Origin of the sequence: Bacillus sp. 16GRE42 (genome assembly GCF_019837435.1) — a bacterium.
In the GTDB taxonomy this organism is placed as follows: Bacteria; Bacillota; Bacilli; order Bacillales; family Bacillaceae_G; genus Bacillus_A; species Bacillus_A wiedmannii.
In genome coordinates this window covers 262722-283792 of sequence record NZ_JADAXF010000003.1, presented here as the reverse complement: position 1 = coordinate 283792, position 21071 = coordinate 262722, and the positions used below count along the sequence as shown (strand labels likewise).

Here is a 21071-nt window from a genome sequence, read left to right as displayed (position 1 = left end):
TCAAAGTAATAAAAAAACACACTCATCCCTAGGAAAGGGACGAATGTGTTTTCGTGGTTCCACCCTTGTTCCAATCCAGACTTATTTCCTTCTAGATTGCTCAAGTTCAGATAACGGCTGATTCCGTCAATAATTACTAGATTACTCGTTCACTATTGAAGTTCAAAGGTGGTAAAATCATTTCTCGTGTTAGGAAGCTCACACCCTTGGCTCCCCTCTCTGTAAACCGTAAAAATGATTCCGTGTCCTTATCGTTACTTTTTCGTTCATGTTTATTTGTTAACTCATTATACTCGTATAAACAACAAAATCAATACTATTTTTTAATTATTTTTAATTTTCAATCTCTAATTCCATAAAAAAACACACTCATCCCTAGGAAAGGGACGAATGTGTTTTCGTGGTTCCACCCTTGTTCCAATCCAGACTTATTTCCTTCTAGATTGCTCAAGTTCAGATAACGGCTGATTCCGTCAATAATTACTAGATTACTCGTTCACTATTGAAGTTCAAAGGTGGTAAAATCATTTCTCGTGTTAGGAAGCTCACACCCTTGGCTCCCCTCTCTGTAAACCGTAAAAATGATTCCGTGTCCTTATCGTTACTTTTCGTTCATGTCTATTTGTTAACTTATTATAGTTATCAACTTTTTAAAAAGCAAGCCTATTTTTACTAACTATTTTCAAGATACTATTTTATTATATTTCACAATAACATTATGTAACTACCTCTCGATTTACCTATTTCGTTATTTCTCCAGTTTGTAAATCAACAGTTCATATATAAATATTCCATTCCAAAACGATTAGAAATCCGCCTTTAAAAATATATTACTAAAGTTTTTTTCAATACAATCTTTTCGTATAACTTTCTTCTAAAGAACGTGCAATATCTTCTTCTGAAGCATTCACTTTCGCATGCTCCAACAACATTTTTGCTGTTGAAGGTAACTCTTTTTTATTTAGCCATGACTCTGAATCCCACATCTTAGAACGAATAAAAGCTTTTGCGCAATGAATATAGCATTCCTCTATTTCAACAACAATTCCAAGTAACGGATTGCGTCCATTTGCCTGCATTTCTTGCAAAATTTCTTCATCGTTTGTAATGAATGCTCGGCCGTTTATTCGGAGTGTCTCCCCAAGACCAGGGATCAAAAAGAGTAACCCTACGTGCGGATTTGAAATAATATTCAAAATGGAGTCTATACGACGGTTGCCTGGTCTTTCTGGAATGATAATTTTATTATTATTTAATACGTATACAAATCCAGGAGCGTCTCCTCTCGGCGAAGCATCACACTCTCCTAATTTATTTGCAGTAGATAATACTAGAAAAGGAGATTTAGACAGAAAATCTATGCAATGATGGTCTAATGATGAAATAACTTTTTTCAAAGCTCGCTCACTTGGTCGCCCCAATATTTTTCGTAACTCTTCCTCTGTTGAAATAATCGATTTTATTTCCTTATTCTCTATCCCCACTTATACCCACCCCTTTTTCTTTATTTCCCCAAAATCCAATACAAATATTGTATAATATAATTGGCAGAAAGGGGAATTTAAATGACAGAGTGGTTAACAATATTTGATACTGAAAATAATATACTTGGGAAGAAATTACGTGATGAAGTGCATCGCGACGGTGATTGGCACGAAACATTTCATTGTTGGTTTGTAGAAAAAGATGCTGAAGATATGTTTTTATATTTCCAATTACGCTCTAAAAATAAAAAAGAAGCTCCGGGTATATGGGATATTACTTCAGCTGGACATATTATGCATAATGAAGATGTACAAATTGGCGGTCTTCGTGAAATTGAAGAAGAACTAGGGCTTTTCTTTCAAACTACCGATTTAGCATACAAAGGAATCTTTAAAATAGATTATGAAATTTCAAATCTTACTGATCGTGAATTTTGTCATATGTATTTTCATAATGTCATCAATACACTTCCATTTGCACCAGGTGAAGAAGTAGACGATGTGATGAAAATACATGCAACTCCTTTTCTACAACTATTAAAAAGAGAGATTTCATCTTTTACGGCTATTTCTGTTTTAAGCAATACACCGATAACGATAACATTTGAAGATATTTATCCGTATGATCTTGCATACTATGAATTCGTTGTAGAACAAGGAAAAGAATTACTAAAAAATAATAGTTTATAAATAAAATAGGACTCCCATTTTAAAGTACTTGGGACTCCTATTCTTTATCCTGCTATTTGCGTGCAATAAGAATCCCACCTCAAATTTCTGTAAATGCAATGAGTGAGTTTGAAGTCGGGCGCCCGTACGAGTGGGCTAATAATCAGTAGATAACAGACACAATCCGAGTGATTTAAAATCCATTTTATTTTCTCTCTTTCGATGTCTGGAACATACTTGGCAGCGTTACAAAGCGTGCCCCTTTCGTTTTTAACTGCGGAATAATTTTGTCTAGCGCCTCTACAGATCCTTGTAAATGCCCGCCTGGAGTTGAATGCTGAAGTATGACACTACCTGGAAATGAATTCCCTAACACATTATTTGTAATCGTATCAGCGCTTACTCCTTTCCAATCAACCGTATCAACACTCCATTGTACAATCATAAAATTTTGCTCTGTTGCCCACTTCAATTGATTTTCAAGTATTTCACCGTATGGCGGACGAATAAATTTCGGTGCATAACCAGCTAAACGATTTAATATTTCTTCTGTTTTTATAATTTGATTACGATACTCCGCCTCATTTACTTTCGCTAAATTTGGATGGCTGTACGTATGATTACCAATTACATGCCCTTCATTTGCAATACGTTTTACTACATTCGGATACTTTTCTGCGTTTTCACCAAGCAAGAAGAAAGTCGCCTTCACATTATGTTGTTTTAACTTATCTAAAATTTTCGGCGTAAATTCTAAATCTGGTCCATCATCAAATGTAAGAGCCACTTCCGCTTTATTGTACGACCCTGAAAATGCATACGCATATTTTTCGACCCAAGAAAATGGTGTCCACGATCCACGCTCATATACTTTCATTTGTACTGTATAGTTTTGAGGGATATATACGTATGGCAATGAGCTTATATAGTCTCCATAATAAAATGAGTGATATGGCATATAGGCGTACGAAACATCTCGTTCTAGTCCCCATTGATATGGGGCAAACATTTCTGACGAATAAAAATAATACATGATAAAAACCTCCCTAAAATTTCATATGTGATTCATCTGCACTTTGTTAGAGAAATTATTATTCATGAACAAAAATAAGACTGTCCATAATTAGGACAGTCTTACTGCTTTATACAATTAATAAATCGATGCACTATCTTTCGGCAAAGCTTTTACATGTTTTAAATAGCCTGTCACTCTGTCATCATCACCTTGCGGGTATTGATACCCATATGTGTTAGCAATTTCGTTCGCAACTTTTCTAAATAAATCGCCCATTACAAAAAATGACTCCCATATGTTTTCATATTCAGCATCCGAATAGGTCCGTTTAAATTGCTCCCACATATCTTTTTCAATATATTGCTCGAAAAGCTTTCCAAACTTCCCTACATTAACTGTAAAGTCTGTTTTCATACCAATATGCCATTCTAACATTACGATAAACATATCCCGCACCGGGCCATCAAGTATTCCTTTCGCATAAGAAAGTTCTTCTCTCCATAGTCCTTTTGCCACATTCGTACTACACCACCAAAATTCATTACAGCAATCTAAAAACTCTTTTTCTGTAGGCTTTTTTATTAAGTAGTCTTTATCGCTTGCTGGTGGAAATTCATCAATACAATCATCTTTCTCCAGAAGCAGTTCACTTAAACTATCTTGTCCAACAAACTTATTTATCAAATCAAATGGAACGAGCGTTAAATCAATTCGATTTCCATCCATAAACTGCATTAAATACGGAAATTTCCCGTCTTCGTCCGCTGGAACTAATGACATTTCTTCTGGCATTTGTACAATCATTATTTCTCCAAATCTACGTATCCAATTATGATTAGACGTAAAAGATTGTATATCATTTACAACATACATAATATCATAGTCTTGAAAACAATCTTTTTTCACATTTGGATTTACACGTGATCCATTCATGATGACAGCTCGAATTCTTTCATCCTCTTTTGCTGTATTAATAATTAAGTCTAGCATGTCTTTTTCAGTTCTCATCTATTCCTAACCTCCAATTTTTATATAAGCTTATATTTTCAAGTATATTGGAGGTCCACGAGCTAGCTGTGTTGTACACGATACATGTTATAATTTTTGAAACATCTTTTTCATTTTCTCTCCTCCTATTTTTTTATATCTATTCTTCTAAATCGTTCACATACAAGCAATATATCATCAGAAAAATCATGACCCACTTCATTCAATTTACTTCTGAAATATCTTTCATGGATCTCCTTCCAATTTTTATAGCTTTCATCCCCTTCAGCAATTGCAAATTCTTCTGTAATTTCATTCATAGGTACTATTGTTACTTCAATCGTCTTTACAATTGCTACCGGATTTTCATCGTGATCCAAAATAACAGAGTAGTCCTCTGTAGTTGGTAACGGTATATTCTTTAATTCATAGAAGAGATATGCAGAACAAGTTGCGGTTTTCGTTCCGTCAACTACTTGCTTAGCAAGACGATTTGGGGTATCACCAAATTTCCATGCACTCACCGATTTTGGTATCTCAGCATCTTTCCAATACTCCGTCCAGTATTGTTGCGCTGCTTCATTCATTATCTCTCACTCCCCTAAACTCTACTATAAGTGTAATAGACTTTCGAACCGTATCACTCTTTTACGACTGCCATTACAAACCCATCGTATCCTTTACTTCCGACAGTTTGAAGCGCAGTAGCACTTACACGTGGCTCTGCAGCTATTAATTCATAGAAGCGACGTATCCCTTGTATGCGAGGATCGTTACTCGTATTGTCAATAACTTCTCCTTCACGTACTACGTTATCACCAATAATTATAGTACCAGGGCGTGATAGTTTCAGTGCCCATTCAAAATAGGTAGGGTTATTTTGTTTATCAGCGTCTATGAAAATAAAATCAAAAGGTTTATAATTCTCATTTTCGATTTGCTGTAAAGAATCTAAAGCTAATCCTGCTCGCACTTCAATTATATCATTCAAATTGGCACGCTCAATATTGCTACGTGCAATTTCAGCATGCTTTTCACTTGCCTCCAATGTAACAACTCTGCCTCCAGGTGGCAATCCCCTTGCAAGCCATATCGTGCTATATCCACCTAGAGTACCAATTTCCAAAATGTTTCGAGCTCCTTGAATTTGTACTAATAGTTGCAAAAACTTCCCTTGCGTTGGCGATACATCATGTGCTGGTAAATTAGCTGCAGCGTTTGCTTGAAGTACTTCTTCTAATGTAGAATCTTTCGGTATTAATACATCACTCACATATTGATCAACAGCCGTCCATTTCTCAATCGTACTCATGTAAATACCATCCCTTTCAATACTTTTCTACTATTCACATTTGATTATACCGAAAATTCTGTCTCATAAACAAAAATAAAGAAGGGACATCTACTCCATTACAGAATAAATATCCCTTCTTTTGTTTATACATTTATCCCTTACGGATTAGTAGACCAAAGTCCTGCTGATTTAATAAATGTACGTTTATTTAATTTCAGCTGCGCTACGATAAACTCTGCAATATCTTCTGCTTGCATTACTTTATCTGGATTCCCATCAGTTAATCCTAAATCTACAGCCATATCAGTTGCTACAGTACTTGGAGTTAAAGCTGTTACACGAATGTTATGTTTGCGAACTTCCATCGCTAACGATTCCGTTAAGCCAAGAACACCAAATTTAGAAGCACTATATGCACTTGTTACAGGTGCACCTTTTTGTCCTGCTGTAGATGAAATGTTAATAATATCACCAGATTGTTGTTCAATCATGCTTGGTAAAGCTGCACGAGTTGCATAGTATACACCCATTAAGTTTACTTGAATGATTTTTTCCCAATCAGCAACATCTAGTTCTAAAAACTTACCGAATTTAGAAATACCAGCGTTATTAATTAAAATATCGATAGATCCTAAACCATTTTTTAACGTTTCAATTGCAGTCGTTACCTCTTCATATGAAGATACATCAGCAGTCGCAATAACAGCTTTTACGCCTTCTGCTTCTACTTCTTTCGCTACAGCTTTTAAGTTTTCTTCTGAACGAGCTAAAAGACCTACATTTACGCCCTCTTTCGCTAATGCGATCGCTACAGCACGACCAATCCCTCTACCTGCTCCTGTAATTAAAGCATTTTTACCTTGTAATAATTCTGCCAAGTATAACACTCCTTAATCATCTCAGTTATGTATTATATTAAAATTGTATCTGTGTTTATGTAAAAAGGCAATGATGCACTTTCATGTGCGTAGGTTACTTATAGGTAACTATGGAAAGTTTTTATTGATAAGTCTCATGTTTTTGCCATAATTCATGTAAAATAAAAATAAATCCTGCATAGGAGAGTGCATGTGTATGAAAAGAAAAAAATGGTTCTTATCACTCACTGCAGTCGGGCTATGTATCATATTTTTGGCTATGTACTTTATATTTGGTAATCCATTACATTATAAAGTAATAGAAAAAGATACTAGCGACTACCTCTATACTATAAAAGGCTATAAGCAAAAAGAAATACAAAGCATAACCGGAAAATATACTCTCATTTATAATATCGGCTATTATGCAGAGGTCGTATATAAAGACGAACCTTATTTTACATACTCTTATACATACGATAAGAATAAGAAAATAATACAAGACAACGGCATTTTAGGAAGACATACTGAGTCATTTGAAAGTCTTAATTTAAACTGGTCATTGTTTGACGAGTTAGTAGACGGTATTCATACAAACCTGCAAAAAAGAGGTTTAAGTGAAAAGAAAGATTATTCTATACGCTACGTTCAATTCATTGATATCGATAATGATAAAAACGGTGCAGAAGCATATGTTGACTTTAAGAAAGATAAAAAATCAGATTATTCATACCGTATGAATAACGAAGGAAAAGCTTATCAATATAGTTGCAGTAATGGAAAATGTATTTTTAAAGAGAAATAGTGTTAGAAGATATCCTCCTAACACTATTTCTCTTCAGAATTTGGAATACAAACAATAAATTCTGTCCCATTCCCCTCTTCACTCTCGACTTTTATTTTTCCTTGATGAAGGTCGAGTACCTTTTTTACGATAGCTAAACCTAATCCACTTCCTCCATAAGTACGATTTCGTGAAGAGTCCGCTTTATAAAAACGCTCAAAAATATGTTGTTTCTGTTCTTCAGATATACCAATTCCAGTGTCACGAATACGTATTTCTACGAATTTCTCATGTTCTTGTAACTGAATTGTAATTGTGCCACGACTTGGAGTAAATTTAATACTATTATGAATTAAATTAATCCAAACTTGACTCATACTTTCTTGATCGGCAGTTATATGCACTTTTTCTAAATCAAGGTCTAATTCAATTTCTTTTTCAGCCCAGAGCGGTTCACTATTTAACACAATTTGCTTTAACTGTTGATCTAATCGATAAGTCGCTTTTTCTGGTGTATACTCCTCTGACTCTAAAAGAGTTAGTTTCAGTAAATTTTGGCTTAGTTTAGATAATCTCGTCGTTTCCGTTTCAATAATGGTAAGATAATGCTTTCTTTTTTCCTTCGAAAGATTGTTATCTTGTAGTGCTCTAGCAAATCCTTTTATAGAAGTTAAAGGTGACTGTATTTCATGAGAAACATTCGATACAAATTCTTGGCGCATTTTCTCCATCGCATTCAGTTCATCTGTCATATCATTTATACTTTTTACGAGTACACCAATTTCTCCATCATACTTTTCTTCATTTCGTATTTTTACGGAGAAGTCTCCTTTTGCAATTTTTTGTATCGGTTCAATAATAGTCCAAATCATTGCCTCTCGTTTTGGTCTCATTAATATCCCAATCAATGTCCAGATAAGAACAATAAATATAAAACCGACCATATCACTAATTAGAAAGGCAACAAACGACGATACGTTTACTTCAAAAGCATTCAATATACTAGTTGCTACATAAAATGCGATAGACCAAATTATAGTGAGAAAAGAAAAAAGCGCTAATACCGCTCCCGTTACTTTCAACATCTTCACCTTACTCATTCGTTTTCTTTTCCTCATTTACTTACCTCTAAGCGATACCCTAATCCTCTTATCGTTTTAATACTAAATTTCGATTTCTCTTCTTGAAACTTCTCACGTAGACGATTAATATGAACATCCAGTGTACGTTCATTCCCTTCAAAATCATATCCCCATACATCTTCAATTAACTGCTCTCTCGAACATGTTCTTCCTGCTTTAGAACCTAAAGTAAAGAGCAATTCGAATTCTTTTAGCGGTAATGTGACTGTTTGTTCTCCGGCTGTAACTTCAAATGTTTTACGATTTAACAGTACATTCCCAATTTGAATCGATTGCGACACTGTAATTTGGTAACGTTTCAATAACGCCTTAACTCTCACTACTAGTTCTATAGGATCAAATGGTTTTACAAGATAATCATCGGTGCCAAGGTGAAATCCTTTTACTTTTTGAGACGTTTCCCCTTTAGCAGTTAGCATCAAAATCGGAATATCATAGTACTTCCTTAATTCAAAACATACATCAAATCCATCCATATTTGGCATCATAATATCAAGAATAACCATATCAACTTTTACTTCGTCTATTTTCTGAAGTGCATCTAGTCCATCAATTGCCTCATATGTTTGAAAACCTTCTCGTTCTAAAAATACAGAAACAAGTTCTCTAATATGTGGATCATCGTCTACTATTAAAATGTTAGGTATCAAAGAAACCATTTCCTTTCTAATTCGCATCCTTTATAAAACTTTTAAAAATGAATCATTAGTGGAGTAAAAACCCCACTGATGATTCATTTTATAATACGCCCTCTTTAATTTTCAATTGTTGCGTTGCAAATTCACGATACATATCATGTGTCTGTAATAATTCATCATGTGTACCACTTCCTGTAAGATTCCCTTTTTCTATAAAGATAATTTTATCTGCATCCACAACAGTAGAAAGTCTATGTGCAATAACTAACGTTGTTCTGCCTTTCATTAAGTTATTTAACGCTTTCTGAACGACAGACTCTGATTTACTATCTAGACTTGAAGTTGCTTCATCTAACATAAGAATTTGTGGATTTCGAAGTAACGCTCGAGCAATCGCAATTCGTTGTCTTTGCCCTCCTGAAAGCTTCACACCACGTTCTCCAACTTCTGTTGCGTATCCGTTTGGCAAATCATGAATAAATGCATCAACATATGCCATCGCTGCTACTTTTTCAATTTCTGCATCTGTCACTTCACCCTCAACACCGTAGCAAATATTATCACGAATTGTCCCATCGATTAACGGACTATCTTGTGAAACGTAACCAATTTGACGTCGCCATGATTGCAATGAATAACTCGTAATTGAGTCTTTTCCTAATTTAATAGCACCGCTAGTTGGCTCGTAAAAACGTTCTAATAGTGAGAATAACGTCGTTTTCCCGCTACCACTTGGTCCTACGATTGCTGTTACTTTTCCTGATTCAATTGTGAAATCAATATTCTTTAAAACTTGCTCTTCTTCGTTATACTCGAAATGCACATTTTCAAGAACGATCGGCTGCTTAGCATTTGTGACCTTCACACCAGTTTCATGATCTTCTACTTCATATTCTAAAATTGTATTAATTCTTTCCGTTGCACCAATCGCCTTTTGAAATTGTGTAAAGAACATAGATAATTGACTCATTGGCATTATAATTTGAACTAAATATAAAATAAACGCTACTAGTTCTCCTGTTGTTAATGCACCGCTAGAAACTCGCATTCCACCATACCCTACGATAATAACAAGCAATGCCATTAAAACAAACGACATAACTGGTGAAATTAACGCTTGCACTTTTCCCTCTTTCAAACCAAATTGTAATAGCTTTTCAATACCTTTATTTCCAGTTTCATATTCCTTTTTTTCTGTGTTCGAAGATTTCACTAAACGAATTTCTGATAACACTTGTGTTAATACACTAGTAAAAGATGCTGTTTCATCTTGAAGTGCTTTTGAAATTTTATACATTTTTCGTCCAAGCGGAACTAAAATGAGTACTGATAATGGAATAACCGTTAAAAGTAAAAGTGTCATTTTCCAATCTAAAACAAATAATACAATTAATGATCCAACAATTGAAATACCGCCTGTTAATAAATTTGACAAATGCTCAGAAATTAACGTTTTCACAACTCCTGTATCATTTGTCATACGACTAATTGTATCGCCTGTTCTATTTTGATCATAATAAGTTACCGGTAAAATAAGCACCTTTTTCCACAAACGTTCTCTCAGTCCAGCTACAATCTTCTGTCCAATATAATTTAATAAATATATAGACAATCCTGCAGCTATAGTTTGCATAATAAAGAATGCAACTAGCCCAACAATTTGCCCTGTACTAATTGAAGAAAGTGAAAAATTATCTACTAACCCCTTCGTTAACATCGGAATAAATAAACTCGCTCCCGTAGAAAGCAAACTCATTAATAATGCAAAAGCAAGAATCCCTTTCGGAGGATTTGTATCTTGAATAAGGCGTAAAAACTGCCTCCAGCTCCCTTTTTTCTTCATCTCATTTCTAACTTCCATTCCTGTTCATCTCCTCGTGTTAAACCAAACTGTTCTTTCTAAAAATAGAATACAATACGAATGTAAACTGAATGTAAACACACTTTTTCTATTTTTACAAAATATACATAAAAACGCATCTTTACAACAGATATAAACATCTGATATTATTACCTAGTACTAAATATTATTCTATGTGAATTATAAATAACCAATTTACGATACTATATAAATCTCCCGTTATTGAAAGGAGTATCCTTTTTGCAAACAAGTATACATTCCGAAAAAGAAACAATCATTTTTATTCATGGATTAGTTGGCAATCGTCGTGCCTTCAAAAAAGAGCATAAACGATTTTCCACCTCTTACAACATTATTACCTATGACTTATTAGGTCACGGCGACGATAAAGGAGAAGCTATCGAATTTTCATTACAGCGTCTCGTAGATCAATTATTGAATTTATACGAAAAAGAAGGCATTAAAAAGGCCCATATTTGCGCTTTAAGCTACGGCTGTTATATCTCTACAATTTTTGCACAAATGCACCCAGAAAAAGTTTTGAGCATTTGTCATATTGGTGGACATTATAATAACCCTTCCCTTTTATATAACGTATTTCAAAAGTTTTGGGAGAAGCGAGGAGACGATTACTCTAAATGGCTCTCTCAATACGCAAATACTATTTTTCCAAGTGGCATATTAAAGGCAAATCCGTTCGCAGTCATTTCAAGAAATATTTATTACCGTTTCGGATTGCAATTACATTCATCAATTATTGCCCAATCATTACGACACCGGTTAGAATTTGATTTGAAATCTAAATTAAAATCACTTCCCCATCCTATTCTATGGGTAATGGGTGAACATGATCATCTCTATAAATCTTGTCTTTTTGATTTAAAATCCATTCTTCCTAACGTTTTATATAAAGAAATACCGCTTGCAGGACATGCAGCAAACTTATTTCGTCCGAACTACTTTCATGACCTATACGCTCGATTTTTAAATGGGAAGTTACAGTAAAAACTACTACACTCCCAATTTATTCAACTATAAAAAGGCTTCCCAAGTTTCCCTGGAAAGCCTTTTCTCTATACGAAAAGTATATAAAACTACTTTTTCTTAGTATGCTTTTGTGTAACCTAACATGTGCTTGCTCCAGTAAGAGTTACTTACAGAACTAATTCGTACACCAGTTGCATCAGTTTCTGCACTAATGAACTGACCGTTTCCTAAGTAAACGCCCATGTGAGAAGGACCTGATTTATAAGTATTTTGGAAGTATACTAAATCACCTGGTTGTGGATTGCTAGTTTTTGTTTTAGAGCTCCAGTATCCAGCAACTGTTTGACGAGCGCCTTTATGACCAGTTTGATTTAATACGTAGTGAATGAATCCACTGCAGTCAAAACCAGCAGGTGTTGTACCAGCAGTTCTGTATGGTGAACCATTTAAAGATCTAGCGAATCCAGCGATTGAAGATGTATCTCCACCTGTTGTTGGTTTTTGTACGTCTTTACCTGGTTGTTGAACGTTATTTGTAACGTTATTGTTATTGTTATTGTTATTGTTATTCGTAACGTTGTTTACTCCGCCTTTTACAAACTTAACGAAGTCTGCGCTTACGTAACCTGTACGGCCGTTATGGTTAATTTTGTACCAACCATTTTCAGCACCAGTAACGTTTAATACTGTACCGTTTGTTACGCCACCGATTACAGCGTTGTATGTAGCTGGGCCTGTACGTACTTTTAAAGCACCAGTGTTAACAACATAAGAACCACCAGTTTGAACTGTAGTAGTATTGTTGTTTGTAGTTGGTTGTTTTGTTTCGTTAGATACAGCAGAACCACCTTTTGTTACGAAGTCTTTGCTTACGTATCCAGTTCCACCATTGAAGTTGATTTTAAACCAATCTTGTACTTCACCTACAACTTGTACTGTTTTACCTTTATTTACAGAGCCTAATACTGTATGAGATGTACTTGGGCCTGTACGTACGTTAAGTGAAGAAACGTTTACTGTGTAAGTACCAGTTCCTTGTTGAACAGTAGTTCCTGTTTTACCACCAGTCGTTACGAAGTCACCACTTACATAACCAGTTTGACCGTTTACAGTTACTTTGAACCAACCGTTTTCTTGTCCAATTACTTGTAGTACTTGACCTGATTTCACTTTAGAAATAACGTTATGTCCTGTACCAGCACCTGAACGTACATTTAATACATCAGCTGTTACCGTGTATTTTAATTCAGAAGTTGTTTCTACCTTTTTTGTTTCAGTTACAGTCGTTTGAGTTTGAGTTTGTCCATTAATTTCTTTTAGCGCCTCATTTGAAACTTGTGCCTGAGCAGAATCCATACCTGGAACTGCAACACCCACTACAGAAGCTGCTGCTAAACCTGCAATTACTTTTTTCATAAGTTGTCTTTACTTCCTTTCCCTACTATCCTCTTAAAAAAACTTATAAACTTAATACATTACAATATTATCAAAGTAAAATATTCATTAAGTTCCATTTTTTAACAAGAGTTTTATTTTTCACACAGAGTTCATTTTAAACGAATGAAGTGAATTCCGTGTGAACTTCATGTGAACTTTACCATTAAACTTATTGTTTTTGCAATGTTTTTTTCAATTCTCTTATGTATTTTATTGAAAATTCGACATTTCATTCATTATCTTAATATACATTTTCTATCCAATTTGAAAAACTCTATTTATCTAATCCAATGCAATGAATGTATTTCCTAGTAAAGTTCCTTCCATGAAGCATACTCTTATCATGACAAAAAATACTTTTTTTATCAATAGTATAATATTTTTAGAAAACTATTTTTGATACTATCTATCGCTTTTAAAAGATTTGACGATTTGTAAGATTTAACTTCAAGAATCCTGTTCTAATTTGGCGAAAACACACACCTCACTACCTACTTTTCACTAACTATGGAATTTCCAGGATATTTATATTATCATATATATAGTGGTATGTTAACCAATACAAATTTTATTTACCCTACACTGAAACCTATCGAACTTTTACAGGTCGGTACATTGAATTTTAAGATGGAAGTCTTATTGCCCGCAAATATTGGGATTAAAAAAGGAGGTATATTTATGAAAAACATAATAGATGATCCTATAAATAAAAATATAGAATTGTACTATGCTTTTTTCCAATTCGTTTCATTTATTACCTTACAAAAAGTATCAACTATTGAAACACGTAAAAACGAATTAAAAAATCAGATGAAAAATTCCTATCAAAAAAATCCTTATTACTTATAAAAGGTGAACAGGTTGTATCCCTGTTCACCTTTTATAGTTCCTACATTATTTATAAATTTTTACACGATTTTCTAAAGGTTGGTATTCTTTTTCACCTGCAGGTACCACCGGTTTACCAAACGGCATTTGCGCAGTAAGTTTCCAGCTTTCTGGAACTTCCCATTCTTTTCTCACTTCTTCATCAATTAATGGATTGTAATGCTGCAATGTAGCACCAAATCCTTCAATTTCTAAAGCTGTCCAAATTGCAAATTGTAACATTCCTGAGGATTGCTGTGACCACGTTGGGAAATTCTCTTTGTATAATGCAAAGTTTTCTTGCAGTTTTTCCACTACTTGACTGTCTTCAAAGTATAAAACCGTTCCATAACCACTTTTAAATGCATTCATTTTTTCTTCGGTAGATGCAAAGTTATTTTCAGGTACAATTTTTCGTAACGTTTCTTTCGTAATATCCCATAACTTATCATGTTGTTCTCCTAGCAAGACGACAACGCGAGCGCTCTGAGAGTTAAAAGCTGAAGGTGTATGTTTTACAGCATGATAAATCACTTCTTGAATTTTTTCATCAGAAACTACTTGCTCTTTACTAATCGCGTAAATAGATCTTCTGTCTTCAATTGCTGTGTAAAAATCTTTTGCCATCATAATTCCCTCCAATTTTCATTTGAGGCTTTTTCATATGTATACATCATGTTTCGCCTCTTAAAACTTATCATTAATAAGTTTCTAACTTTAGACTATCAACAAACAATAATAAACTCAAATAATTACACTCACATTTTTACTTCCTAATGCTAAAAATAAAAAGGCAATTTATTGTTACCGATAATAAGTAACAACAAATTGCCTTTCTTATATGATGATCCAACTCAGTATTTCACTTAATTAACTAAGCCAAATGCATAAGACATTAGCTTGTTCGTCTCTGTAAAACGCTTCGTTTTACCTTTCGTTCCCATTACAACTGTAATAATACGAGTATCACCTTGTTTTGCTGTACCCGTAAAACAATACCCTGCGCTATCTGTGAATCCTGTTTTTAATCCGTCTATTCCTTCTATATATAAAGCTTTATTATTTTTGTTTAACATATCATTTGTACTTACAACATTAATATTATTAAATGCTAACTGACTTTGACGTAAGTGAGTCACTTCTAATATTTCTGGATAGTCTTTTATTAGATGATACGCCAAGTTTGCTACATCAGCAGCTGTCATCTTCGTCTCACTTCCATCAGGTTCTTGTAGTCCTGATGCATTTGCGAATTTAGCATAATCCGACATTTTTAACTGCTTTGCTTTTTCATTCATAAGCTGCACGAAATCTTTCTCCGTCTTAGCCATATGTTCTGCTAGAGCTACAGCCGAATTATTTGCTGATTCAATCATTAATGCATGGTACAAATCTTTAACAGTTAATGTGTCATTCACTTGGACTGGGATTCTCGCACCCTCTGTTTGTGCCGCTTTCGCACTCATTTTCACCGGATCTTCCCAGCGAACTTTCCCATTATGTACATTTTCTAATAGAAGGTACGCTGTCATCATCTTAGACATACTTGCTGGCGCAAAAGCTTCATTTTCATTATGTTGATAAATAATATCTCCATTACTCGCATCGATAATCATAGCTGCTTTTGCATCAATTTCAGGTGGTATGTACTTTGGTGGCACTACTTTTTCAGCTAATCCTGTTTGAGGTAGTTCTGCCACTTGTAAAGGTTGTCCCTCTATATTTGTTGCACTCTTTTGAGTTCCTTGGAATAAGAACCAACATATCCCTAAAATAATGACTACTAGGATCGTCAGCCTTCCCCATTTTAACCGCTTCATTTCAAAACTCCTTTAGCAAACCTTTTATACACTCACGTTTAACCATAACAATAATTACTTTATATCGTCAAGGCAAAAGGCATATTTATTCATCTAATACATTTATGTTACAATTAAAATACCGAAATATAAGAATATTCAATGTTATATTATCTTAATTTAACTACTTAATAGAAAGGATTCTTACGATGCTACTTCCAAAAACATTAAAATACGGAGACACAATCGGCATTTATTCGCCCTCTTCACCAGCAACATACACTTCTCCAAAAAGATTTGAACGAGCGAAATCTTATTTACAACAGAAAGGATTTCACATATTAGAAGGTTCCCTAACAGGTCGATATGATTATTATCGCTCTGGCAGTATACAAGAGCGTGCCGAGGAACTGAATGCTTTAATAAGGAATCCTAATGTATCTTGTATTATGTCAACAATTGGCGGTATGAATTCTAATTCCTTATTACCTTATATTGATTATGATGCTTTTCAAAATAACCCTAAAATAATGATTGGCTATTCAGATGCAACAGCTTTATTATTAGGGATTTATGCAAAAACAGGAATCCCTACATTTTACGGTCCAGCACTCATTCCCTCCTTTGGAGAATTTGAGCCTTTTGTAGATAATACATACAAATATTTTGTAGAAACATTACTACATGATCAATTGCTTCCTTACAACATAAAACAACCTTTATTTTGGTCAGATGAATTTATTAATTGGGAAGAGAAGACGAAAGAAAAAGAACTTAGACCAAACAATTGGATTTCTGTAACAAACGGACAAGCTACTGGACGTATTATTGGTGGGAACTTAAATACAATAGAAGGAATTTGGGGTAGCTCTTATATGCCAAGCATTCAAGAAGGCGATATTTTATTTATTGAGGATAGCTCAAAAGATGCAGCTACTATTGAAAGAAGCTTTTCATTACTTAAGGTTAACGGCGTATTTGATAAAGTTTCAGGTATTATTCTTGGAAAACATGAGCAGTTTGATGATTGTGGTACAAATCGCAAACCTTACGAAATATTATTGGAAGTACTGCAAAATCAAAGAATCCCTTTACTAGCTGACTTTGATTGTTGTCATACCCATCCGATGATCACTATGCCGATAGGTGTTCAAGTGAACATGGATGCAACCAATAAAACAATACATATTTTAGAGAAATGGAAGAATTAAAAAAAGCTTATATTATAGGAAGAAAATATTATAAACTTTCCATTAGAAAACAGAAAAAAGCTCCGTTCATCACAAACGGAGCCTTTTTATTATTGTCCTAAATTTTGAACCTTGTCTTTCAAATCACGAACTTGATCTATCGTCTGCATAAGCTCAGAGTTTTTAAATTGCTCTACATCCACTTTACCTTCTTCTATCTTTGCCATCGCCGTATCAATTAATGTGTTTAACTTTTCGTTATATCCGACGATTTGCTGATGAAGATCCTTTGCTACATCAGGTGGCGTTAATTCATTGAAAGCGGGTATATCTTTTTTAATTTCACTAAGCTTCGTTTCTAATTCTTTTCGAGCTTCGCTATCATTAACGGCTTTTTCAGCTAATGCTGGTGCATCATTTGCAAATGCACTTATTTCATTTACGTAGTCTGTCGCTTTCTGAGCATAATCTAAAGAGTTCTTTCCTTGCTCTACTAGTGAACATCCCATTAAACCAATTGAAACTATAAATACTAATAAAATTGATTTGATTTTCATTTTAGACTCCCTTCGTCTTTATAATTGTCTACAATTTTCTCTATCATAACTTCTAGCCAAATTGCCTATACCCTTTTTTAAATAACTATCTAGACTCTTACATGTCCTATAATCGTTACCACATCTACTTCTATGTGTACGCTAATAATATCTTCAATTATATCCATATATCCTTGTCCTATAGCTGCTCCATAGTGTAATGTAAGCCCCTTTTTTTCATACACTGACTTTGGCACCGAAAAAATAAATCTCCTCAAGTTTCTTTCATCAGCTGGTTCCATAATTAAAACAATCCCATCCTCATCAAACATATACGCTCGCCCTCCAACTTTACATTCACTATGGCTCAGTATTGCCTTTGTCAGCTAAATTTAAAACCTAAAAATAAGATGCACATCGCTCTATAATTAAAATAAGAAGCATTAATTCTTTTTTTAAGGTTAATGCTTCTTCAAAACTTCGATTTAACTGCCCATAATCCGTATTATGCGAATTATTTCAATTCCCCTCAATTCTTCATTTCCGGACAATATAGAGTACATCAGTTTCAGATAAACCAAATTTCCTAGCACTTCTCATTCCTTGTTTTTCAGCTATGTTATACAATTCCACCTTAAATCCTACATTCATTAATCGTTGTATAAATCCTGATCGATTATAAATCCTTACATGTTCTTCATGACCAAAAGCTAATCTTCTCAATTTTGGCGTTAAAATTAATTCATTCTCTATAATACTATCTACATTCATTACGATTGGCGCTTGAATAATTCCCCATCCATTTGTCTTTAATACTCTATATAACTCTCTCATCGCTTTTTCATCATCTTGAACGTGCTGTAATACATGACCACATAAAATTACATCAAATGTATCATTTTCATATGGAATTCTAGTAACATCAATTTCCTGCATTAATGGATCCTTTGGTTCAATATCTCCACATACATATGTAATGTTTTTATACTGGGCAAACCAACTTCTTAACTTCGCTTCAGGTGCAATATGAAGCATAGTATCATTTCCACTTAATAACTCCGTTTCCATTTCAATATATACACGATATAACCTTTCACGATCCATCGAATCACATACCGAACAAATTCCCGTATCTTTATTCCACATCTCAAATTTATATTTTGGAAAATCATAATGTTCTGGCCAAGGAGAAAATTTTTCAAATTGTTGATTGCAAAATTGACAATAGCATACTTCTTCCTCAAATATACGATTAACTAACTTATTTAATTCCCTCTCCATCTTTTCATTATCAATTTGATTTAATTGTCCATTTTTTACCGCATCCTTAATTATTGACACCACATTTTCCAAACAATGAGTTAAACACGTTTTATAATCTTGCTCACGATTTAAAAACCCACTATTATATGCATCTATTATTAATTCAGTCCATTCTTCAATTGCCCTTAATGTAAATTGCATTTGTTTTTGATTTTTCCCACCATGTTGTCTAAAATAACTAAGAGGTTCCTCTATATAAACTACATTTCCTTTCTTCATCATATCTAGCCATGTTGCAATGTCATTAATAGCTGAATAACCCTTTCCCTTAAAACACCCAAAAGCCCCTTCAAAAAATTTCCGATTAAACAGAACTGTTGTAGGCTCACCAACTACATTTTTTAAGTTTTTTAACATATAATTACCTAATTCTTTCCCTTTAAAAAGTGTAGTTTCTTTTGCAATTTTCATATTCAATGTTGATGGTGGTAATACTTTTCCATTCTCATCAATTAATTCCCGATATGACGTCACAAATGAAATGTTTTCTAGTCTAAAAAAACAGTTCATCATTCTTTTAATCTTTTCAGGATGAAATAAGTCATCATCTAATAAAAAGTTTATATAATCTCCATTTGCAAGTTCTATACACTTATTAAAGTTCTCTGCTTCTAATCGAGGTTTATTTTTAACATATGTAATACATTCATATTCACTTAAATATGGTTGGATCATCGCTTGAATTTCACCGTTTGTACTATCGTCAGAAATTATTATTTCAATATTTTCATATGTTTGATTCAAAGCACTTTTGAGAGCTAATTCCAAGTAATGAGGTTTATTATAGGCAGGAATAAGTATACTGACTTTCGGTAAATGAGAGTTGTTATTCCGATACTGTTTTTTCTTTTCTATATTTATTTCCTTTCGCTTAATTTGTCGGTAGTAGTCTAATGTATATAATATTGATGATGGAACTAATTTTTTTGCATAGTCTAGGAAATTAGTTATCGCTTTATATAACTCTTTTTCAGTAGATAAAAAACCATACTTTTCTCCAACTATAATACTATGTGAAAAATCCTCTACTCCATCCATAAGTTTATTAGATTCATTCAACTGTTGACCTGAATGTAATCGGAAGTAACTAAGTGTCTCTGCTATATATACTGCTTTTCCTTTACTTAATAAAGATAACCATGAGGCTATATCTACATTACATAGATACCTCCTCTTATCAAAAATCCCATACGGTTCTTGTAAATCATTTTTACGAAATAAAACTGTTGTCGGTTCTCCAATATAATTTTTTTGATCCACAATTACCCTATTTCCTAATTCTGTTCCCTCTATAATCGTATCCTCTTCAAATAAACGGACAGTTGAATAAATATGTCGTAGTTCTTTCCCTTTATCATCAATTACTTGACGATGAGATGTTACAAGCTTGATTTCATTATCTAAATCATTGAAAAAATACTTCATCATTTTTTCAATTTTATTCATATGAAATATATCATCATCCATTAAAAAATTTATATACTCACCGTTCGCTTCATTAAATAACATTAGCGCATTTTCAAATTGTCCGAGAGTTGACCTGTTTTTTATATAAATAATATTTGAATGATCACATAAGTATTTTTGTAACACATTTTCCGTTTCGTCATTCGTGCTATCATCTCCAACAATAATTTCTATATTAGAATATGTTTGTTGTAATACACTACACAATGCTTTTTCAAAGTAGCCAGGACGATTATAAGTAGGAATTAATACACTTACCAACGGAATTCGCTCTATCGCCTCTTCACTTTTTTCAAAACGTTTCCCCATCTTTTCCCTCCACCTTTTCGCATATTATTTATATACGCGACATAATATCACATTACTTAAACCGTATGAAACCTTTATACTTTTATGCAAGCCCATAACAAAATATCCTACTTTTCACTCCAAAATATACATATTCAATAATTTAAGTATTTGATTAGCTGTTTTTTATACATTTGATTTCTATCATAAAATAATGTAAGACAAATAAAACGAAACTTTAATCAGGGGGGCTTCTCCATCCCTTCTGATTATCCCCCTCACCAATCGGACTTTTACGTACAGTTAATCTCCCGCCTAACTTCCTCACATCAGCCGGATCTTGCCCTGCAAATAGCGAGATAAATCTATACCTTAAAAAGAATATATTTCTTAACAAAAAAATAGCTGCACCATTAGGCGTAGCTATTTTACAATTATTACTTATT

21 protein-coding genes and 2 other annotated features are annotated in these 21071 nt (G+C 33.7%); of the genes, 5 read left to right on the top strand and 16 right to left on the bottom strand.

Annotated elements, in window-relative coordinates:
* Nucleotides 1-32: 32 nt before the first annotated feature.
* Nucleotides 33-264, bottom strand: a binding site (T-box leader).
* A gap of 115 nt (nucleotides 265-379) precedes the next feature.
* Nucleotides 380-611: a binding site (T-box leader), on the bottom strand.
* Between the two features lie 234 nt (nucleotides 612-845).
* Entirely contained in the window at nucleotides 846-1484 is a 639-nt protein-coding gene (locus tag ILS93_RS17925) for a pyridoxamine 5'-phosphate oxidase family protein (RefSeq protein WP_222661042.1), read from the bottom strand.
* Nucleotides 1485-1565: 81 nt separating this feature from the next.
* On the opposite strand from ILS93_RS17925, the gene ILS93_RS17920 reads away from it, so the two are divergent.
* A complete protein-coding gene (locus ILS93_RS17920; protein ID WP_064476339.1) occupies nucleotides 1566-2174 on the top strand; it encodes an NUDIX hydrolase in 609 nt (202 codons plus the stop codon).
* Between the two features lie 184 nt (nucleotides 2175-2358).
* Here the strand turns inward: ILS93_RS17920 and ILS93_RS17915 are convergent, their stop codons facing one another.
* From ILS93_RS17915 to ILS93_RS17895, 5 genes are all read right to left on the bottom strand, one after another.
* Nucleotides 2359-3186, bottom strand: a complete 828-nt coding sequence (locus ILS93_RS17915) for a peptidoglycan-N-acetylglucosamine deacetylase (protein WP_098102684.1) — start codon at nucleotides 3184-3186, stop codon at nucleotides 2359-2361.
* 117 nt (nucleotides 3187-3303) lie between these two features.
* Nucleotides 3304-4176, bottom strand: a complete 873-nt coding sequence (locus ILS93_RS17910; protein WP_222661040.1) for an aminoglycoside 6-adenylyltransferase — start codon at nucleotides 4174-4176, stop codon at nucleotides 3304-3306.
* A gap of 125 nt (nucleotides 4177-4301) precedes the next feature.
* On the bottom strand, nucleotides 4302-4742 hold the full coding sequence (locus tag ILS93_RS17905; RefSeq protein ID WP_064476342.1) for an ASCH domain-containing protein: 441 nt from the start codon (nucleotides 4740-4742) through the stop codon (nucleotides 4302-4304).
* A gap of 53 nt (nucleotides 4743-4795) precedes the next feature.
* Nucleotides 4796-5467 carry an O-methyltransferase gene (locus ILS93_RS17900; protein WP_064476343.1) on the bottom strand — a complete coding sequence of 224 codons (672 nt, stop codon included), beginning with the start codon at nucleotides 5465-5467 and terminating at the stop codon, nucleotides 4796-4798.
* A gap of 140 nt (nucleotides 5468-5607) precedes the next feature.
* The gene (locus ILS93_RS17895; protein ID WP_000818985.1) at nucleotides 5608-6327 is read right to left on the bottom strand and encodes a 3-ketoacyl-ACP reductase; all 720 of its coding nucleotides are present in this window, start codon (nucleotides 6325-6327) and stop codon (nucleotides 5608-5610) included.
* 190 nt (nucleotides 6328-6517) lie between these two features.
* On the opposite strand from ILS93_RS17895, the gene ILS93_RS17890 reads away from it, so the two are divergent.
* Complete coding sequence (locus tag ILS93_RS17890; protein ID WP_098275056.1) at nucleotides 6518-7111, top strand: DUF3139 domain-containing protein; 594 nt, start codon at nucleotides 6518-6520, stop codon at nucleotides 7109-7111.
* Between the two features lie 23 nt (nucleotides 7112-7134).
* Here ILS93_RS17890 and hitS read toward each other — a convergent pair whose 3' ends face one another.
* The 3 genes from hitS to ILS93_RS17875 all read right to left on the bottom strand — a co-directional run bounded on the left by hitS (nucleotide 7135) and on the right by ILS93_RS17875 (nucleotide 10731).
* A complete protein-coding gene (gene hitS / locus ILS93_RS17885) occupies nucleotides 7135-8208 on the bottom strand; it encodes an envelope stress sensor histidine kinase HitS (protein ID WP_222661038.1) in 1074 nt (357 codons plus the stop codon).
* Nucleotides 8205-8882, bottom strand: coding sequence for an envelope stress response regulator transcription factor HitR (gene hitR / locus ILS93_RS17880; RefSeq protein ID WP_064476345.1), 678 nt, complete (start codon nucleotides 8880-8882; stop codon nucleotides 8205-8207). Before hitR ends, hitS begins: the two co-directional genes overlap by 4 nt.
* An 88-nt stretch (nucleotides 8883-8970) precedes the next feature.
* Nucleotides 8971-10731 carry an ABC transporter ATP-binding protein gene (locus ILS93_RS17875; protein ID WP_064476346.1) on the bottom strand — a complete coding sequence of 587 codons (1761 nt, stop codon included), beginning with the start codon at nucleotides 10729-10731 and terminating at the stop codon, nucleotides 8971-8973.
* A 240-nt stretch (nucleotides 10732-10971) separates the two neighbouring features.
* On the opposite strand from ILS93_RS17875, the gene ILS93_RS17870 reads away from it, so the two are divergent.
* Nucleotides 10972-11736, top strand: coding sequence for an alpha/beta fold hydrolase (locus ILS93_RS17870; protein WP_064476347.1), 765 nt, complete (start codon nucleotides 10972-10974; stop codon nucleotides 11734-11736).
* Nucleotides 11737-11835: 99 nt separating this feature from the next.
* On the opposite strand, the gene entFM is transcribed toward ILS93_RS17870, so the two are convergent.
* Complete coding sequence (gene entFM / locus ILS93_RS17865; RefSeq protein ID WP_098155255.1) at nucleotides 11836-13134, bottom strand: enterotoxin EntFM; 1299 nt, start codon at nucleotides 13132-13134, stop codon at nucleotides 11836-11838.
* Nucleotides 13135-13782: 648 nt separating this feature from the next.
* On the opposite strand from entFM, the gene ILS93_RS17860 reads away from it, so the two are divergent.
* Complete coding sequence (locus ILS93_RS17860) at nucleotides 13783-14004, top strand: hypothetical protein (protein ID WP_088048544.1); 222 nt, start codon at nucleotides 13783-13785, stop codon at nucleotides 14002-14004.
* Nucleotides 14005-14049: 45 nt separating this feature from the next.
* Here the strand turns inward: ILS93_RS17860 and ILS93_RS17855 are convergent, their stop codons facing one another.
* Nucleotides 14050-14652: a nitroreductase family protein gene (locus ILS93_RS17855; protein ID WP_176713072.1), complete on the bottom strand. Its 603-nt coding sequence runs from the start codon at nucleotides 14650-14652 to the stop codon at nucleotides 14050-14052.
* A gap of 236 nt (nucleotides 14653-14888) precedes the next feature.
* Entirely contained in the window at nucleotides 14889-15842 is a 954-nt protein-coding gene (locus tag ILS93_RS17850) for a D-alanyl-D-alanine carboxypeptidase family protein (RefSeq protein WP_064476350.1), read from the bottom strand.
* A 188-nt stretch (nucleotides 15843-16030) separates the two neighbouring features.
* Between ILS93_RS17850 and ILS93_RS17845 the strand changes: the two genes are divergently transcribed.
* Nucleotides 16031-17032, top strand: coding sequence for a S66 family peptidase (locus tag ILS93_RS17845; RefSeq protein WP_064476351.1), 1002 nt, complete (start codon nucleotides 16031-16033; stop codon nucleotides 17030-17032).
* Between the two features lie 89 nt (nucleotides 17033-17121).
* Here ILS93_RS17845 and ILS93_RS17840 read toward each other — a convergent pair whose 3' ends face one another.
* The 4 genes from ILS93_RS17840 to ILS93_RS17825 all read right to left on the bottom strand — a co-directional run bounded on the left by ILS93_RS17840 (nucleotide 17122) and on the right by ILS93_RS17825 (nucleotide 21022).
* Nucleotides 17122-17568, bottom strand: coding sequence for a DUF6376 family protein (locus ILS93_RS17840; protein ID WP_048543214.1), 447 nt, complete (start codon nucleotides 17566-17568; stop codon nucleotides 17122-17124).
* Between the two features lie 89 nt (nucleotides 17569-17657).
* Nucleotides 17658-17879, bottom strand: coding sequence for a hypothetical protein (locus ILS93_RS17835; RefSeq protein WP_048543215.1), 222 nt, complete (start codon nucleotides 17877-17879; stop codon nucleotides 17658-17660).
* 205 nt (nucleotides 17880-18084) lie between these two features.
* On the bottom strand, nucleotides 18085-20646 hold the full coding sequence (locus ILS93_RS17830; protein WP_222661037.1) for a glycosyltransferase: 2562 nt from the start codon (nucleotides 20644-20646) through the stop codon (nucleotides 18085-18087).
* A 217-nt stretch (nucleotides 20647-20863) separates the two neighbouring features.
* Nucleotides 20864-21022, bottom strand: a complete 159-nt coding sequence (locus ILS93_RS17825; protein WP_179958496.1) for a hypothetical protein — start codon at nucleotides 21020-21022, stop codon at nucleotides 20864-20866.
* Nucleotides 21023-21071: the final 49 nt, after the last annotated feature.

Excerpts from the sequence above, each read along its gene's own strand:
- ILS93_RS17920 (WP_064476339.1), top strand. The coding sequence starts at position 1,566 with ATGACAGAGTGGTTAACAATATTTGATACTGAAAATAATATACTTGGG.
- ILS93_RS17915 (WP_098102684.1), bottom strand. The coding sequence starts at position 3,186 with ATGTATTATTTTTATTCGTCAGAAATGTTTGCCCCATATCAATGGGGA.
- ILS93_RS17910 (WP_222661040.1), bottom strand. The coding sequence starts at position 4,176 with ATGAGAACTGAAAAAGACATGCTAGACTTAATTATTAATACAGCAAAA.
- ILS93_RS17905 (WP_064476342.1), bottom strand. The coding sequence starts at position 4,742 with ATGAATGAAGCAGCGCAACAATACTGGACGGAGTATTGGAAAGATGCT.
- ILS93_RS17900 (WP_064476343.1), bottom strand. The coding sequence starts at position 5,467 with ATGAGTACGATTGAGAAATGGACGGCTGTTGATCAATATGTGAGTGAT.
- ILS93_RS17890 (WP_098275056.1), top strand. The coding sequence starts at position 6,518 with ATGTGTATGAAAAGAAAAAAATGGTTCTTATCACTCACTGCAGTCGGG.
- hitS (WP_222661038.1), bottom strand. The coding sequence starts at position 8,208 with ATGAGGAAAAGAAAACGAATGAGTAAGGTGAAGATGTTGAAAGTAACG.
- ILS93_RS17875 (WP_064476346.1), bottom strand. The coding sequence starts at position 10,731 with ATGGAAGTTAGAAATGAGATGAAGAAAAAAGGGAGCTGGAGGCAGTTT.
- entFM (WP_098155255.1), bottom strand. The coding sequence starts at position 13,134 with ATGAAAAAAGTAATTGCAGGTTTAGCAGCAGCTTCTGTAGTGGGTGTT.
- ILS93_RS17860 (WP_088048544.1), top strand. The coding sequence starts at position 13,783 with ATGGAAGTCTTATTGCCCGCAAATATTGGGATTAAAAAAGGAGGTATA.
- ILS93_RS17855 (WP_176713072.1), bottom strand. The coding sequence starts at position 14,652 with ATGATGGCAAAAGATTTTTACACAGCAATTGAAGACAGAAGATCTATT.
- ILS93_RS17850 (WP_064476350.1), bottom strand. The coding sequence starts at position 15,842 with ATGAAGCGGTTAAAATGGGGAAGGCTGACGATCCTAGTAGTCATTATT.
- ILS93_RS17845 (WP_064476351.1), top strand. The coding sequence starts at position 16,031 with ATGCTACTTCCAAAAACATTAAAATACGGAGACACAATCGGCATTTAT.
- ILS93_RS17840 (WP_048543214.1), bottom strand. The coding sequence starts at position 17,568 with ATGAAAATCAAATCAATTTTATTAGTATTTATAGTTTCAATTGGTTTA.
- ILS93_RS17835 (WP_048543215.1), bottom strand. The coding sequence starts at position 17,879 with ATGTTTGATGAGGATGGGATTGTTTTAATTATGGAACCAGCTGATGAA.
- ILS93_RS17830 (WP_222661037.1), bottom strand. The coding sequence starts at position 20,646 with ATGGGGAAACGTTTTGAAAAAAGTGAAGAGGCGATAGAGCGAATTCCG.